This is a genomic window from Kitasatospora sp. RG8, assembly GCF_017813315.1.
GTDB lineage: Bacteria > Actinomycetota > Actinomycetes > Streptomycetales > Streptomycetaceae > Kitasatospora.
In genome coordinates this window covers 124,763-140,884 of record NZ_JAGIYX010000024.1, presented here as the reverse complement: position 1 = coordinate 140,884, position 16,122 = coordinate 124,763, and the positions used below count along the sequence as shown (strand labels likewise).

The following is a 16,122-nucleotide window of genomic DNA, read 5'->3' as shown; positions in this document are numbered from 1 at the left end:
TAGACTGTTCCCCAGCAGGTGGCCATCCGCTCGAAAGGCGTGCCCCGTGACCATCGGCAAGTCCCGCGACCGCGAGAACGCCCCGTCGTCCGCCCAGCCTTCCGGCGGCGCGGAGCAGGCGGCCGATGCCGTGAGCATCGGCCGGGTGCTTTCCGCTGCCCGGATCGACGCCGGACTCACGGTGGACCAGGTCAGTAGCGCCACCCGCGTGCGGGTGCCGATCGTGCATGCCATCGAGGAGGACGACTACGGCCGCTGCGGCGGCGACTTCTACGCCCGCGGCCACATCCGCTCGATCGCCCGCGCGGTCGGCGTGGACGGCGAGGCGCTGGTGGCCCAGTACGACGCCGCGCACGGCGGCGCCCCGGCCACCAAGCGGCCGACCCAGCTGATCGAGAGCGGGCCGATCAAGGTTCCCGGCCGCGGCCGGCCGAACTGGACGGCCGCGATGGTCGCCGCGATCTTCGCGGTGGTCGCACTGATCGGCTTCAACCTGGTCAGCGGCAAGACCACCGGCTCGACCACCGGCTCGGCCAGCGCACCGCTGCCCAGCGGCTCCGGCACCGGCTCGGTCGCCGCGGCGCCCTCGCCGAGCGTGCAGCCGCCCGCCCCGGCGCCCAGCGTCGCGGCGATCGCGGCCGCGCCGGCCGACAAGGTCACCGTGAAGCTGGTCGCCGAGAAGGACACCAGCTGGGTCTCGGCGCTGGACGGCAACGGCAAGTCGCTGTTCCAGAACAACATCGAGGAGGGTCAGGACCAGACCTTCACCGACCCCAAGCAGATCAAGCTGGTGATCGGCAACGCCGGTGCCGTGCACGTGTACGTCAACGGCAAGGACCTCGGTCCGGCGGGCAAGAACGGCCAGGTGGTGCATGTCACGTACACCCCCGGCGACCCGCAGGCTGGCTGACCACGGGCGGTCTGCGACCGGGCGAAGGTCCGGTGAAGATCCGGTAATCCGGGGCGCGCGGCCTCCGGGGCGAACGGCCCCGGCGGCCGCGCGTTAATCTTGGCCCTATGCCTGAACGCCGTACTGTCGCCCTTGTCACGCTCGGATGCGCCCGCAACGAGGTGGACTCCGAGGAACTCGCCGGGCGACTGGAGGCCGACGGCTGGTTGCTGGTCGACGACGCCGCCGAAGCCGACGTCGCCGTCGTCAACACCTGCGGCTTCGTCGAGGCCGCCAAGAAGGACTCGGTCGACGCCCTGCTGGAGGCCAACGACCTCAAGGGGCACGGTCGCACCCAGGCCGTCGTCGCGGTCGGCTGCATGGCAGAGCGGTACGGCAAGGAGCTGGCCGACGCGCTGCCCGAGGCGGACGGCGTGCTCGGCTTCGACGACTACTCGGACATCTCCGACCGCCTCCAGACCATCCTCTCGGGCGGCCACCACGCCCCGCACATCCCGCGTGACCGCCGCAAGCTGCTGCCGCTGAGCCCCGTCGAGCGCCAGGCCGCCGCCGCCGATGTCGCCCTCCCGGGCCACGGCGGCGCCGAGAGCGCGCCGGAGGACCTCCCCGAGGGCGTGGCGCCCGCCTCCGGGCCGCGCACCCTGCGCAAGCGGCTGGACGACAGCCCGGTGGCCTCCGTGAAGCTCGCCTCCGGCTGCGACCGGCGGTGTTCCTTCTGCGCCATCCCGGCCTTCCGCGGCTCGTTCATCTCGCGCCGCCCTTCCGACGTGCTCCAGGAGGCCCGCTGGCTGGCCTCGCAGGGCGTCCGCGAGGTGGTGCTGGTCAGCGAGAACAACACCTCGTACGGCAAGGACCTCGGCGACATCCGGCTGCTGGAGACGCTGCTCGGCGAGATCGCCGCGATCGAGGGCGTCGAGCGGGTCCGGGTCTCCTACCTCCAGCCGGCCGAGATGCGGCCGGGCCTGATCGACGCGATGACCGGCACCGCCGACGTGGTGCCCTACTTCGACCTCTCCTTCCAGCACTCGGCGCCCGCGGTGCTGCGCCGGATGCGCCGCTTCGGCTCCACCGACCAGTTCCTGGAGCTGCTCGGGACGATCCGCGGCAAGGCCCCGCAGGCCGGCGCCCGCTCCAACTTCATCGTCGGCTTCCCCGGCGAGACCGAGGAGGACTTCGCCGAGCTGGAGCGCTTCGTCACGCACGCCGGCCTGGACGCGATCGGCGTCTTCGGCTACTCCGACGAGGACGGCACCGAGGCCGCGACCTACGACGGCAAGCTGCCCGAGGACGTGGTGGCGGACCGGCTCGACCGGCTCACCCGGCTCGCCGAGGAGATGACCGCCCAGCGGGCCGAGCAGCGGATCGGCACCGAGGTCGAGGTGCTGGTCGAGTCCGTGGAGGGCGACCTGGTCGAGGGCCGCGCCGCCCACCAGGCGCCCGAGACGGACGGCCTCACCACGCTCACCGGCGTGGAGGACCCGCAGGTCGGCCGGTTCTACCGGGCCCGGGTGGTCGCCAGCGAGGGCGTCGACCTGGTCGCCGAGGCACTGGAGCAGGTGCGGGTCGGCCAGGCCCCGGGAGCCGGGGAATGACCAAGGGGCCCGGCGCCCCGGCCGCGGCCCACCCGGGCAGACCGGCGGCCGCGGCGCCGCCGGCGCCGGGGATCTGGAACATCGCCAACATGCTCACGATGCTCCGGCTGCTGCTGGTGCCGGTCTTCGTGGCGCTGCTCTTCGCCGACGGCGGCCACGACCCCAAGTGGCGGGCGGTGGCCTGGGCGTCGTTCGCGGTCGCGATGATCACCGATCTGTTCGACGGCGAGCTGGCCCGGCGCAAGGGCCTGGTCACCGACTTCGGAAAGATCGCCGACCCGATCGCCGACAAGGCGATCATGGGCTCGGCACTGATCGGCCTCTCGGTGCTGGGCGACCTGCCGTGGTGGGTCACGGCGGTCATCCTGGCCCGCGAGCTCGGCATCACCCTGATGCGGTTCTGGGTGATCCGGTACGGGGTCATCCCGGCCAGCCGGGGCGGCAAGCTGAAGACGCTCACCCAGGGCATCGCGGTCGGCATGTACGTCCTGGAGCTGACCGGCTGGCTCGCCACCGCGCGGGCCGTGCTGATGGGGCTGGCGGTGCTGCTGACCGTCGGCACCGCGCTGGACTACATCGGGCAGGCGCTGCGCCTGCGCCGCGAGGGGCTGGCCGCGGAGCGCGCGGGCCGGTGACGGGGGAGGACGGGGTGGATCGCGTGGTGGACGCCGGGGCGGGGCACGGGTCGCAGGCCGCTGCGGACTACGCGCTGGCGGAGCGGGCGCACGCCGCGCTGCGCGGCGAGGGCAGCACCGTGGCGGTGGCGGAGTCGCTCACCGGCGGGCTGCTGGCGGCGGCGCTGGTGGACGTCCCGGGGGCGTCCGCGACCTTCCGCGGCTCGGTCACCGCGTACGCGACCGAGCTGAAGGCCTCGGTGCTCGGCGTCGACGAGGGCCTGCTGGCCGTGCACGGACCGGTGCACCCGGTGGTGGCGCGGCAGATGGCCGAGGGCGTGCGCCGGCTGCTGGGCGCCACCTACGGGGTGGCGACGACCGGCGTGGCCGGGCCGGATCCGCAGGACGGACAGCCGGTGGGCACCGTACACCTCGCGGTCGCCGGTCCGGGGGGAAGTCTGGTCACTTCGCCCCGGTTGTCGGGCGAGCGTGCCACAATCCGTCGCAGAGCGGTGACCGCCGCTCTGGAGCTGCTCGTCGGGCGGCTCCCGGCCGGTGCGTCCACGCACTGAGCCGTCGCCCGCCCACCGCAGAGGCGTCACGCAGGCCCCGCCCGTCGAGATCTCCACCGAACCGAGATCTGCCGAACTGGCGTACGGGTATGGGCCGGCTGGAGGATCGTGTTACATCGGAGGGCCTGGTTGGGCAGAAACCAGGTGGCGAACGAGTGGCTTGGCGGTGGCCGGGCGCCGCGCGGAGGGTACGACGAGGTGCCAGCCGACCCGGGTACGACACCGAAACAGGGGAGGGGACAGCCTTGCAGCCCAGAGTGAACACGACCATGGTCCCCGCACGCGAAGCGGGCAAGGCGGTACGGTGGGGGCGTGACATCTCGATCCGCAGTCCGAGGAGGGAGGCACCGATGATCCTGCTCCGTCGCCTACTGGGCGATGTACTGCGTCGGCAGCGCCAGCGCCAGGGCCGCACACTCCGCGAGGTGTCGGCAGCCGCCAGGGTTTCGCTCGGTTACCTCTCCGAGGTCGAGCGGGGACAGAAGGAGGCCTCCTCGGAGCTGCTCTCCGCGATCTGCGACGCACTCGATGTCCGCATGTCCGAGGTCATGCGCGAGGTCAGCGACGAACTCTCGCTCGCCGAACTTGCGGCGATGGCCACCCTCTCCGAAGGTGAACTGCTGAGGCCGGTGCTCGAACCGGTACCGCTGCCCGCCCCCGGCACCGACCGGGCGAACATCTCGCCCAAGGCCGCCGCGATGGACGTGGTCGCCGCCTGACCTGGCCTCGACGCCCGGGCGCCTGGTGCCCGGGGCGAGCGAAGGAGGGCGGTTGTGCGGAGAACCGCGACGGCGTACGCCGAAGGCCGAATACGGATACGGCTGGGGCGCCTGGTGCCCCGGCCCTTGCGTGCGGGCCTGGTGATCCTTGCGGGCGGGCTCGGCTGCTGGGTGCTGGTGGTCCGGGGACAACCGGCCGACGGTGCCGCGCTGGGGCTGCTCGCGGCCGGCGGCTGGGGCCTCGGGCTGATCCCGGTCCACGCCGACCGGTGCGCCACCGGACCGTCGCCGCGCCGGACGGGTGATCCGGCGGCCCCGGTGGAGGCGGAGCCTCCGATCGGATGACGTGCCCGGGTGATCCCCCGGGGAGCCCTCCGGCGTTGCGGGCGGAACGAGTACCTGAGTGTTGCGGTCCGAAGGCCGCGGAGCGGGAAACCCGCCCGCGGCCTTCGCCGTGTCCGGGGCCGTCGGTCCGGGACGCCCGGGCGTCCCGGACCGGCCCGTCCCCCGGGGCCGTCCGCCGGGCCCGTCCGCCGGTGGCCGTCCGTCAGGGCCTCAGCCGCAGGCCGCGCGGGGTGGCGTGGAAGCCGGCCTCCTCCAGGGCGGCGCCGAGCGCCGACCCGAGCGCGGGCTCGCCGTTGGCCCGTTCGACGGTGACACTGCCGAGCGCGCCCGCCCGGACGGCCGAGGCGAGGGCCGAAGCGGCCAGCGCGCGGGTGGCCTCGTCCTCCGGCCAGGCCAGCAGCGACTTGCCGCCGCGTTCGACGTAGAGGGCCAGCTCGCCGTCGACCAGGACCACCAGGGCACCCGCCTTGCGGCCGGGCCGGTGCGCCTTGGCCGCCCTGCTCCCCTTGGCCCCCTCTGCGGCCTCCGCGGCCCCGTCCCGCCCGTCCGCTGCCCCGGGCGGCTCGGGCCAGGGCAGTGCGGCACCGTAGGCGTTGGCCGGGTCGGCGGCGGCCAGCACCAGCACCTGCGGCGGCTCGGCCGCCGGGCCGGCCGACCATTCGTTGGCCCGGGCGCGCTCCAGCCGGCCGTTGACCGACCGCAGCCGGTCCGCGGCGCCCTCCATGGCGAACTGGGCGCCGCCCAGCCCCTCCACGAAGTAGCCCCGGCGGGCCCGGCCGCGCTCCTCCATCGCGGCCAGCACCCGGTACACCCCGGCGAACCCGCCCGGGACCCGTTCGGCCACCACGGTGCCCCGGGTGAGCAGGCCGTGCCGGTCCAGCAGGTTCTGCGCCCGGGCGGTGGCGCGGACCGTCGGGTCGGCCTCGAAGGCGGGCAGCACCGACCAGCGCCCGGCCACCGTCGGCGGGCCGCTGCGCAGGGCGCCGCCGATCCGGCCGAACGGGCGGCCGGCGCCGCCGTAGCGGCCGCGCGGGGTGGCCCTGGGCGCCCGGTGCGCCGTCGCGCCGGCCGTCCGCCCGGAGCCGAGCAGGGCCCGCAGCGGGGCCAGGGTGTCGTTGCTGACGTACCCGGCCCAGACGAGGTCCCAGAGCGCCTCGACGAGCTCGGCCTCGGGGGTGTCCGGCAGGTGCGCGACGAGCTGGCGGAAGAAGAGCCCGTAGCCGCCCGCCAGTGCCTCCATCAGCGCGGTGTGCACGGGGGTGACGGTCGGCGGGACGGGCTCGGGGCGCAGCAGGTGGGCGGTCTCGGCGAGGTGCAGGCTGATCCAGCCGTCCTTGCCGGGCAGCGCGCCGGCGCCGGACCAGCCGATCTCGCCGGCCGCCATCAGCTCGTCCAGCAGGTTCGGGGAGTAGTCGGCGAGCCGGGCCGGGAGGATCAGCTTCTCCAGTGCGGAGGCGGGCAGGGCGGTGCCCTGGAGCTGCTCGACCACCCGCAGCAGGCCGTCGGGGCCGCGCAGCCGGTGGCCGGCCAGGTGCTGCCACTGCGGGAGGAACGCGGCCAGCGCACGCGGCGGTACGGCCTCGACCTCCTGGCGCAGGGCGGCGAGCGAACGGCGTCGCAGCCGGCGGAGCACCTCGGCGTCGCACCACTCGACGGTGGCGGTGTGGCCCTCCACCGGCCTGAACTCGCCCTGGACGAGGCGGCCGGCGGCGGTGAGCCGGTGCAGGGTGCCGGTGACCACGGCCGTCCCGAGCCCGAAGCGGGCGGCGGCCTCGGCGGCGGTGAACGGGCCGTGCGTGCGGGCGTGCCGGGCGAGGAGGTCGCCCAGCGGGTCCTTGACCGGTTCGGTGAAGGCCTCGGGCACGCCGACCGGCAGCGGGGTGCCGAGGGCGTCGCGCAGCCGGCCGGCGTCCTCGACGGCCGCCCAGCGCTGCTCGCCGGCGATCCGGACCGCGATCACCCGGCGGGCGGCCTCCAGCTCCAGGGCCCAGAGCGGATCGGCGCCGCGGACGGTGAGCTCGGCCTCGGTGAGCGGGCCGAGCAGGCGCAGCGCGTCGGCGACGCCCTCGGCGTCCCTGATCCGGCGCTCGGGGGTGAGGCGTTGGAGCTCGGCCTCCAGCTCGGCGAGGACCTGCGGGTCGAGCAGTTCGCGCAGCTCGGCCTGGCCGAGCAGCTCGGAGAGCAGCCGGGAGTCGAGCGAGAGGGCGGCGGCGCGGCGCTCGGCGAGCGGGGAGTCGCCCTCGTAGAGGAACTGGGCGACGTAGCCGAAGAGCAGTGATCGGGCGAACGGGGACGGCTCGGGGGTGGTGACCTCGACCAGGCGTACGGCGCGGGATTCGAGGTCCCCCATCAGCTCGACCAGTCCGGGCACGTCGAAGACGTCCTGGAGGCATTCGCGGACGGCCTCCAGCACGATCGGGAAGGAGCCGTACTCGGAGGCGACCTCCAGGAGCTGGGCGGCGCGCTGGCGCTGCTGCCAGAGCGGGGTGCGGCGGCCGGGGCTGCGGCGGGGGAGCAGCAGGGCCCGGCCGGCGCACTCGCGGAAGCGGGAGGCGAACAGGGCCGAGCCGCCGACCTGGTCGGTGACGAGCTGTTCGATCTCGCCCGGGTCGAACAGGGCGGCGTCGGCGCCGACCGGGGCGTCGTCGGAGGCCGCCCCGCCGCCCGGGCTCCCGAAGTCGAAGTCGGGGGCCAGCAGGTCGGCGTCGGGCAGGCGGAGCACGATGCCGTCGTCGGCGTGCATGACCTGCGGGTCGAGGCCGTGCTTCTCGCGCAGCCGGGCGGCGAGGGCGAGGGCCCAGGGGGCGTGCACCTGGGCGCCGAAGGGGGAGTGGATGACGATCCGCCAGTCGCCCAGTTCGTCCCGGAAGCGCTCGACCACGATGGTGCGGTCGTCCGGGAGGTGGCCGCAGGCCGTGCGCTGCTCGGTGAGGTAGTCGAGCAGGTTGCCGGCGGCCCAGTCGTCCAGACCGGCCTGCCGGAGCCGGGCGGTGGCGGCCGCGGGCTCCATGGAGCCCAGCTCGCGGGTGAACGCGCCGAGGGCGCGGCCGAGTTCGAGCGGGCGGCCGAGGGTGTCGCCCTTCCAGAACGGGAGCCGGCCGGGGATGCCGGGGGCCGGGGTGACCAGCACCTTGTCGTGGGTGATCTCCTCGATCCGCCAGGAGGTGGTGCCGAGGGTGAAGACGTCGCCGACCCGGGACTCGTAGACCATCTCCTCGTCGAGCTCCCCGACCCTTCCGCCGCCCTTGCGCCCCGTCGTCGAGTCGGCCGCGGTCGAGCCGGCGATGAAGACGCCGAACAGGCCGCGGTCGGGGATGGTGCCGCCGGAGGTGACGGCGAGCCGCTGGGCGCCGGGGCGGCCGGTGACGGTGCCGGCCACGCGGTCCCAGACCAGGCGGGGGCGCAGCTCGGCGAAGGCGTCCGAGGGGTAGCGGCCGGCCAGCATGTCGAGCACGGCGTCGAAGGCGGACTGCGGCAGGCCGGCGAACGGCGCGGCCCGGCGGACCACGGCGAGCAGGTCGTCCACCGGCCAGGTGTCCAGCGCCGTCATCGCGACCAGCTGCTGGGCCAGCACGTCCAGCGGGTTGCGCGGGATGCGCAGCGCCTCGATCCGGCCGGCCCGCATCCGTTCGGTGACCACGGCGGACTGGACGAGGTCCCCCCGGTACTTGGGGAAGAAGACGCCGGTGGAGACCGCGCCGACCTGGTGGCCGGCCCGGCCGACCCGTTGGAGGCCGGAGGCGACCGAGGGCGGCGACTCGACCTGGACGACCAGCTCGACGGCGCCCATGTCGATGCCCAGCTCCAGGCTTGAGGTGGCGACCACGGCGGGCAGCCGGCCGGCCTTGAGCTCCTCCTCGACCAGGGTGCGCTGCTCCTTGGAGACCGAGCCGTGGTGGGCGCGGGCGATCACCGGCGGGGCGCCCCTGGCCGCGCCGGAGCCGCCCATCAGCTGGGCGGGCGCGTGCGCCTCGGCGGGGGCGGTGCCGGTGGCCCGTTCGACGGCGATCTCGTTGAGGCGGTTGCAGAGCCGCTCGGCGAGGCGGCGGGAGTTGGCGAAGACGATGGTCGAGCGGTGGGCCTGGACCAGGTCGACGATCCGCTCCTCGACGTGCGGCCAGATCGACGTGCCCCCAGCCTGGCGGCCGGGAGGTACCCCCAGCCGGGCCGGGTCGCCGTCGGGGGCGCCGCCGACGCCGGGGGCGGCCGGGAGGTCGTCCAGGTCGGGGACGGGGACGACCACCGAGAGGTCGAACTCCTTGGCGGAGGCGGGCTGGACGACGGTGGCGCCGCGCTGCGGGCTGAGGAAGCGGGCCACCTCCTCGACCGGGCGGACGGTGGCGGAGAGGCCGATCCGGCGGGCCGGGCGCTCCAGCAGCTCGTCCAGCCGCTCCAGCGAGAGCGCGAGGTGGGCGCCGCGCTTGGTCCCGGCGACGGCGTGCACCTCGTCCAGGATCACGGTGTCGATGCCGCGCAGGGCTTCGCGGGACGCGGAGGTGAGCAGCAGGAAGAGCGACTCGGGGGTGGTGATCAGGATGTCCGGCGGGTGGGTGGCGAAGCGGCGGCGGTCGGCGGCCGGGGTGTCGCCGGAACGGATGCCGACCTGGACGTCGGGCTCGGGCAGGCCGAGCCGGACGGAGGCCTGGCGCAGGCCGGCCAACGGGGCGCGGAGGTTGCGCTCGACGTCGACGGCGAGGGCCTTGAGCGGCGAGATGTAGAGGACGCGGCAGCGGCGCTTCGGCTCGGCGGGCACCGGGGTGCTGCTGAGGCGGTCCAGGGCGGAGAGGAAGGCGGCGAGCGTCTTCCCGGAGCCGGTGGGGGCGACCACCAGGACGTCCGTCCCCTGCCCGATGGCGTGCCAGGCCTCGGCCTGGGCGGTGGTGGGCGCGTGGAAGGCCCCCGTGAACCAGGCCCGGGTGGCCGGGGCGAAACCGGCCAGGGGGTCGGCGGGCGGCTGGGGGTGGGTCTGCGGCGCCATGCCCCCATGGTGCCGGGTGGCACTGACAACGGGCGGGCCGGCGGGCGGTGGGCGGCCGGGGCGTCGTCCGCGCGCCGTCCGGTGGAGTTAAAAAAGGCAAAGAAGACTATCAACTCATATGGTGATGATTCGGACAGAGGGCTCTTCGAGGACAGCCACACCCCCGTGACCACCGGGCCTCCCGTGACCGACCGGGACCGACGAGCGGAGACCGTGCCATGGCGCAGGCGCACCCGTCCGGCAGCGGTCCCGCCCAGGCCGGACCGCACCGGGCCCGCGGCCCCCTGCGGGCACTGCTCGCCATGCTGCTCACCGCGCTGGTGGCCGGCGGCGCCGTCCCGTACGTGGCCGGACCCGGCCGGTCCTACCTCAGCTACCTGGTGCTGGCCGAGCAGGAGGACGCCGCGGGCGCCGCCAGGGCGGGGGCCGAGGCGCGGGCCGCCGGCGGACAGGTCGTCCAGGAGTACCCGCAGATCGGGGCCGTGCTCGCGTACGCCCCCGGCGGCTTCGCCGACAAGGTCCGGGCCCGGCCGGGGGTGGCCGCGGCCGGTGCCACCCGGACCGCGCCGGTACCGAGCCCGCCCCGGCCGCTGGACGGCGCGGGGGACTTCGGCGCGGGGACCGGCGCCGACCGGGCCGGCGGCGACCGCAGCGCCGACGGCGGCCCCGGAACGGGCGGGCGCCGGAGCGCCGACCTCGGGGACGACGCCACCGCCACCGTGGCAGACCCGGGCGAGCACGACGCCTGGAACCTCGCCATGCTCGGCGCGCCCGTCGGCTCGGCCGGCGACACCCCGCCCACCCTGCTGCGCACCCCCTCCCCGAGCCCGGGGGAGCCCTCCGCGGACGCGCTGCGCAAGGTGCTGGTGGCGGTGCTCGACTCCGGCGTCGACGACAGCCACCCGGACCTGCGCGCCGCCGTCGACCCGAAGAGCTCCGCCTCCTGCGCCGACGGCCGCCCCGACGCCCGGACCGGCGCCTGGCGGCCCGACCCCGGCGTCGGCGAGAGCGGCCACGGCACCCACGTCGCCGGGATCGTCGGCGCCGCCCGGGACGGCCACGGCGTCAGCGGCGTGGCCCCGGGCGTCCGGATCGCCGCCGTCCGGCTGCTCGGCCCGCTCGGCCAGTACTACGCGGAGAACATCGTCTGCGGCATGCTCTGGGCCGCCGACCACGGCGCCAAGGCGATCAACAACAGCTACTTCGCCGACCCGTGGAAGTACAACTGCCCGCAGGACCCCGACCAGGCCGCGCTGACCGCGGCGGTGGACCGGGCGGTCGGCTACGCCCGGCGGCAGGGCGCGGTCGTGGTGGCCTCGGCCGGCAACGACGGACAGGACCTCGGCGCCCCCCGCGCCGACGACCGCAGCCCCAACGACCGCGTCTCCGGCCCGGCGCAGTCCCGGTACCTCGGCACCGAGTGCATCCGGCTGCCCGGCGAGCTGCCCGGGGTGGTCACGGTGACCGCCGTCGACCGCGACGGCGGCCCGTCGGCGTACTCCAACTACGGGCGCGGCAAGGTCTCCCTGGCCGCCCCCGGCGGGGACCCGGACGCCGGGGCGCACGGCGCGATCGTCTCGGACTGGCCCGGCGGGCAGTACGCGGCGCTGGCGGGCACCTCGATGTCCGCGGCGCACGTCACCGGCGCGGTCGCGGTGGCCGCCGCACTCCACCCGGACTGGGGCTCGGACCAGCTCGCGTCCCTGCTGGCCGCCACCGCGGCGGCCGCCTGCCCGCCCGGGCCGCTCGGCTGCGGCGACCGCCAGTACTACGGCGCGGGCATGCTCGCCCTGCCGCACTGAGCCCGCCCTGCCGCACCGGGCCCGTGCTGCGCACTGAGTGCGGGTGCGGACGGCCGGTGGAAAACCAGGTGACGGGCGGGGCACGCCGGGCGAGGATCGGGGGATGACCGTATACCTCGCCACCGAGCGGCTGGTCCTGCGCCGCTTCACCTCCGCCGACACCGACCGCCTGGTGGAGCTCGACGGCGACCCCGAGGTGATGCGCTACCTCACCGGCGGCCGGGCCACCCCGCGCGAGGTGGTCGAGGAGAAGGTGCTGCCGCTCTACCTCGCGCACTACGAGCGGTACGGCGACCTCAGCTGGTGGGCGGCCGAGGAGCGCGACGGCGGGGCCTTCCTGGGCTGGTTCGAGTTCCGCCCGACGGATCCCCAGGACCCGACGGGCCGGAGCGAGGTCGAGCTCGGCTACCGGCTGCGCCGGCCGGCCTGGGGGCACGGGTACGCCACCGAGGGGGCGCGGGCGCTGGTCCGCCACGGCTTCACCGAACTCGGCGTGCGACGGGTGGTGGCCTACACGATGGCGGTCAACAGCGGCTCGCGGCGGGTGATGGAGAAGAGCGGGCTGCGCTACGTCCGGACGTTCCACGAGGACTACCCCGAGCGGATCCCCGGCAGCGAGCACGGCGAGGTCGAGTACGCGCTGGAGGCGGGCGACTGGAAGGCCTGAGCCTGCGGAGCCCGGTCCGGGATACTGGTGGGCATGAGGCTGACGGAGTTCTGGCGACGGATGTACGAGCACTTCGGTGAGGTGTACGCGGAGTCCTTCGCCGCCGATCACGTGATGACCGAGCTGGGCGGGCGGACGGTGCGTCAGGCGCTGGAGGCGGGCTGGGAGGCCAAGGACGTCTGGCGGGTGGTCTGCGACACCCAGGGGGTGTCGGCGCTGCTGCGCTGAACGGGTGACCGGTGCCCGGTGCTCGGACGGGTGTCGGGGATGGGACAGACTGTCCGGGTGACAAGCAGCCCAGAAGCACAGAATTCGGACAGGTCGGCGCGCGCCGTCGACGAGGCCGCGGGCCCGCCGCCCGCCACCGCACCCGCGGCGGACCCGGCCCGGGGAGTGGCCGACGGGCTCTGGGGCACCGGGATGCCGCGCTGGCTGCCCCGTGCGATGGTGCTGGCGCTGCTCCTGGTCGGACTGTTCCAGCTCGCCGACTGGGCCTTCCACCAGCTGATCGACCTCTTCGTGATGCTGCTGGTCGCCTTCTTCCTCTCGCTGGCCCTGGAGCCGGCCGTGGACCGGATGGCGGCCCGCGGGGTGCGCAGGGGGGTCGGCACCTTCCTGGTCTTCGTCGCGCTCGCGGTCGCGGTCGCGGGCTTCCTGGCCGCGCTCGGCACCCTGTTGGTCGACCAGGTGGCGAAGATCGCGGTGGACCTCCCGCACCTGCTCGACAACCTGATCAACTGGATCAACCGGACCTTCCAGCAGGACCTCTCGCTGGACGAGCTGCAGAAGAAGCTGCTCAAGGACTCCGGTGCCATCGAGACCTACGCCCAGCAGGCGGCCGACAACGTCTGGGGCGTCTCCTCCACGCTGATCGGCGGGCTCTTCCAGGCCTTCACGGTCGGCCTCTTCACCTTCTACTTCACCGCCGAGGGCCCCCGGGTGCGCCGCACGGTCTGCTCGCTGCTGCCGCCCGCCAAGCAGGGCGAGGTGCTGCGGGCCTGGGAGATCGCGCTGGCCAAGACCGGCGGCTACCTCTACTCCCGGGCGCTGCTCGCGGTGGCGTCGGCGCTCGCGCACTGGGTGATGTTCGCCGCGCTGGACCTGCCCTACTCGGTGGCGCTGGCGGTCTGGGTCGGCGTCATGTCGCAGTTCGTGCCCACCATCGGGACGTACCTGGCGGGTGCGCTGCCGGTGCTGGTCGCGCTCACGGTGGAGCCGGTGGACGCGCTCTGGGTGCTGGTGTTCGTGGTCGTCTACCAGCAGGTCGAGAACTACCTGCTGCACCCACGGATCACCGCCAGGACGGTGGACGTGCACCCGGCGGTGGCGTTCGGCGCGGTGATCGCCGGGGCGGCGTTGCTCGGAGCGGTGGGGGCGCTGATCGCCATCCCGGCGGCGGCCACCCTCCAGGGGTTCGTCGGAACGTACGTGCGCCGGTACGAGGTGGCGACCGACCCGCGGATCGACCGGGGGGCGCAGCGGCGCGCGCGGCGGGAGCTGCGCCGGGAGGCGGCGCGCCGGCTGCGGCGGATGGTCGGGGCCGGGGCGGGCCCGGACGACACGGACCAGGCCTCCGACCAGCGGCCGGGCGCCGACCGGGGGCCGGAGGGCGGGGCCGGGGAGCGGTAGGTCGAACGGGCGAGGTTGAATCGAACAGATGTTCTTTGTACTCTCCGGCGAGGAGTTTTCCACAGGCCGAGCCCGGTCTGGGCCGTTTGTCAGTGGGACGCGCTAGCGTCGAGGACGATGAAGCGCACAGCACAGAACCCGAGGGTGGAAGCCATGGCAGGTACGGACCGCGAGAAGGCCCTTGAGACCGCACTCGCTCAGATCGAGCGGCAGTTCGGCAAGGGCTCGGTGATGCGCCTGGGCGAGAAGGCCAACGAGCCGATCGACGTGATCTCCACCGGATCCACCGCACTGGACGTCGCCCTCGGGGTCGGCGGCATCCCGCGTGGCCGGGTGGTCGAGATCTACGGCCCCGAGTCCTCCGGCAAGACCACGCTGACCCTGCACCTGGCGGCCAACGCCCAGCGGGCCGGCGGCACGGTCGCCTTCGTCGACGCGGAGCACGCGCTCGACCCCGAGTACGCCAAGAAGCTCGGCGTGGACACCGACGCCCTGCTGGTCAGCCAGCCGGACACCGGTGAGCAGGCCCTGGAGATCACCGACATGCTGATCCGCTCCGGCGCGATCGACCTGGTGATCATCGACTCCGTGGCGGCACTGGTCCCGCGTGCGGAGATCGAGGGCGAGATGGGCGACTCGCACGTCGGTCTGCAGGCCCGGCTGATGAGCCAGGCGCTGCGCAAGATCGCCGGTGCGCTGAACCAGTCGAACACCACCGCGGTGTTCATCAACCAGCTCCGCGAGAAGATCGGCGTCATGTTCGGCTCGCCGGAGACCACGACCGGTGGCCGGGCGCTGAAGTTCTACGCCTCCGTCCGCCTGGACATCCGCCGGATCGAGACCCTGAAGGACGGCACCGAGGCGGTCGGCAACCGCACCCGGGTCAAGGTCGTCAAGAACAAGGTCGCGGCGCCGTTCAAGCAGGCCGAGTTCGACATCCTCTACGGCGTGGGCATCAGCCGCGAGGGCGGCCTGATCGACATGGGCGTCGAGCACGGGTTCATCCGCAAGTCGGGCGCCTGGTACACCTACGAGGGCGACCAGCTCGGCCAGGGCAAGGAGAACGCCCGCAACTTCCTGCGGGACAACCCGCAGCTGGCCGACGAGATCGAGCGGAAGATCAAGGGCAAGCTGGGCATCGGCCCGAAGACGGAGGAGCCGGCCGCCGAGGGCGAGGCACCGATCACCGCGACCGCCGCCAAGACGGCCGCGGCGAAGAAGACGGCGGCGGCCGCCAAGGCCTGAGCCGTTGATGCAGGACGACATGGTGAGCGGAGGCCCGGCGGGCCCTGAGGACGACGACTACGGCCCGCCGGACTGGTTCGCCGCGGTGGCGGAGCCGGAGCCGGAGCCGGTCTCGTGGTCGGTGCGTCCCGAGCGGTCGGAGCGTCCCGCGCGGCGGGAGCGGCCCGAGCGGTCGGCGGGTCCGGGGGAGCCGGTCGACGGGCTCGGCCTGGTGTCCGCGTCCGAGCTGCCCACCGGGCGGCGCCGGCGTCGCTCGGCGCTCGCGGAGGAGGAGCCCCCCGGCCACCGGGCCGGGGAAGGGGCGGCCGGTCACGGGGGTGCGGCCGCCCCCGCCTCCTCCGCCGCCGGGCCACGCGGTCGTCGCGCCCGGACACGGGCCCGGACGGACGCGGCGGCGCCTGGGGAGGCGTGGGATCCGGGCGGCGACGGCACGGCGGAGAAGCCGCGCCGGGCCGCGCGTGGGGCCATGGCCGAGGAGCCGGCCGACCCCGAGGCCCGTGCGCGGGACATCTGCCTGCGGCTGCTCACCGGGGCGGCCAAGAGCCGCAAGCAGCTCGCCGACGCCCTGCGCAAGCGGGAGATCCCGGACGAGGTCGCCGAGCAGGTGCTGACCCGGCTGGAGGAGGTCGGGCTGATCGACGACGCGGCCTTCGCCCGGGCTTGGGTGGAGTCCCGGCACGCCGTCCGGGGCCTCTCCCGGCGGGCGCTGGCCCAGGAGCTGCGGACCAAGGGCGTGGCCGGCGAGCTGGTCGAACAGGCCGTGGCGCAGCTCGACCACGACGACGAGACCGAGGCGGCCCGGGCGCTGGTCGAGCGCAAGCTCCGGGCGACCCGCGGGCTGGAGCGGCAGGCCCGGATGCGCCGGCTGGTCGGCGTGCTGGCCCGGCGCGGCTACTCGGAGGGCCTCGCCTTCCGGGTGGTCCGGGAGGCGCTGGACGACGAGGCCTCCGTGGCGGGCCCGGAGGAAGAGGACGTGGACGGAGCATCCGCCGACGGCTGGGAGTGAGGGCCGCGCGGTGGGGGAGTTCGCCAAGTCCCAGGCCAGTCTT

The 16,122-nt window shown here is 74.9% G+C and carries 13 protein-coding genes; 12 read left to right on the top strand and 1 reads right to left on the bottom strand.

Annotated features, from left to right (window positions below):
* Nucleotides 1-46: 46 nt before the first annotated feature.
* The 6 genes from J5Y04_RS29530 (at nucleotide 47) to J5Y04_RS29505 (ending at nucleotide 4,752) form a co-directional block, all read left to right on the top strand.
* Complete coding sequence (locus J5Y04_RS29530) at nucleotides 47-910, top strand: RodZ domain-containing protein (RefSeq protein ID WP_209415450.1); 864 nt, start codon at nucleotides 47-49, stop codon at nucleotides 908-910.
* Nucleotides 911-1,017: 107 nt separating this feature from the next.
* Nucleotides 1,018-2,502, top strand: a complete 1,485-nt coding sequence (gene rimO, locus J5Y04_RS29525; RefSeq protein WP_209415449.1) for a 30S ribosomal protein S12 methylthiotransferase RimO — start codon at nucleotides 1,018-1,020, stop codon at nucleotides 2,500-2,502.
* Complete coding sequence (pgsA, locus tag J5Y04_RS29520) at nucleotides 2,499-3,137, top strand: CDP-diacylglycerol--glycerol-3-phosphate 3-phosphatidyltransferase (RefSeq protein ID WP_148642737.1); 639 nt, start codon at nucleotides 2,499-2,501, stop codon at nucleotides 3,135-3,137. The genes rimO and pgsA overlap by 4 nt, the downstream gene beginning before the upstream one ends.
* Nucleotides 3,138-3,211: 74 nt before the next feature.
* Complete coding sequence (locus J5Y04_RS29515) at nucleotides 3,212-3,688, top strand: CinA family protein (RefSeq protein WP_245205688.1); 477 nt, start codon at nucleotides 3,212-3,214, stop codon at nucleotides 3,686-3,688.
* Nucleotides 3,689-4,038: 350 nt separating this feature from the next.
* Nucleotides 4,039-4,407, top strand: coding sequence for a helix-turn-helix domain-containing protein (locus J5Y04_RS29510; protein WP_030301568.1), 369 nt, complete (start codon nucleotides 4,039-4,041; stop codon nucleotides 4,405-4,407).
* 54 nt (nucleotides 4,408-4,461) lie between these two features.
* Nucleotides 4,462-4,752, top strand: a complete 291-nt coding sequence (locus J5Y04_RS29505; RefSeq protein ID WP_209415448.1) for a hypothetical protein — start codon at nucleotides 4,462-4,464, stop codon at nucleotides 4,750-4,752.
* 202 nt (nucleotides 4,753-4,954) lie between these two features.
* Here J5Y04_RS29505 and J5Y04_RS29500 read toward each other — a convergent pair whose 3' ends face one another.
* Nucleotides 4,955-9,730 (bottom strand): ATP-dependent helicase, encoded by a 4,776-nt coding sequence (locus tag J5Y04_RS29500; protein WP_209415447.1) that lies wholly within the window; start codon nucleotides 9,728-9,730, stop codon nucleotides 4,955-4,957.
* 218 nt (nucleotides 9,731-9,948) lie between these two features.
* On the opposite strand from J5Y04_RS29500, the gene J5Y04_RS29495 reads away from it, so the two are divergent.
* From J5Y04_RS29495 to J5Y04_RS29470, 6 genes are all read left to right on the top strand, one after another.
* Nucleotides 9,949-11,532, top strand: a complete 1,584-nt coding sequence (locus J5Y04_RS29495) for a S8 family serine peptidase (RefSeq protein WP_209415446.1) — start codon at nucleotides 9,949-9,951, stop codon at nucleotides 11,530-11,532.
* Nucleotides 11,533-11,635: 103 nt separating this feature from the next.
* Nucleotides 11,636-12,199, top strand: coding sequence for a GNAT family N-acetyltransferase (locus J5Y04_RS29490; protein ID WP_209415445.1), 564 nt, complete (start codon nucleotides 11,636-11,638; stop codon nucleotides 12,197-12,199).
* A gap of 33 nt (nucleotides 12,200-12,232) precedes the next feature.
* On the top strand, nucleotides 12,233-12,427 hold the full coding sequence (locus J5Y04_RS29485; protein ID WP_209415444.1) for a DUF3046 domain-containing protein: 195 nt from the start codon (nucleotides 12,233-12,235) through the stop codon (nucleotides 12,425-12,427).
* Between the two features lie 57 nt (nucleotides 12,428-12,484).
* Complete coding sequence (locus J5Y04_RS29480; RefSeq protein WP_374106130.1) at nucleotides 12,485-13,828, top strand: AI-2E family transporter; 1,344 nt, start codon at nucleotides 12,485-12,487, stop codon at nucleotides 13,826-13,828.
* A gap of 153 nt (nucleotides 13,829-13,981) precedes the next feature.
* On the top strand, nucleotides 13,982-15,073 hold the full coding sequence (gene recA, locus J5Y04_RS29475; protein WP_209415443.1) for a recombinase RecA: 1,092 nt from the start codon (nucleotides 13,982-13,984) through the stop codon (nucleotides 15,071-15,073).
* Between the two features lie 7 nt (nucleotides 15,074-15,080).
* Nucleotides 15,081-16,079: a regulatory protein RecX gene (locus J5Y04_RS29470; RefSeq protein WP_245205655.1), complete on the top strand. Its 999-nt coding sequence runs from the start codon at nucleotides 15,081-15,083 to the stop codon at nucleotides 16,077-16,079.
* Nucleotides 16,080-16,122: the final 43 nt, after the last annotated feature.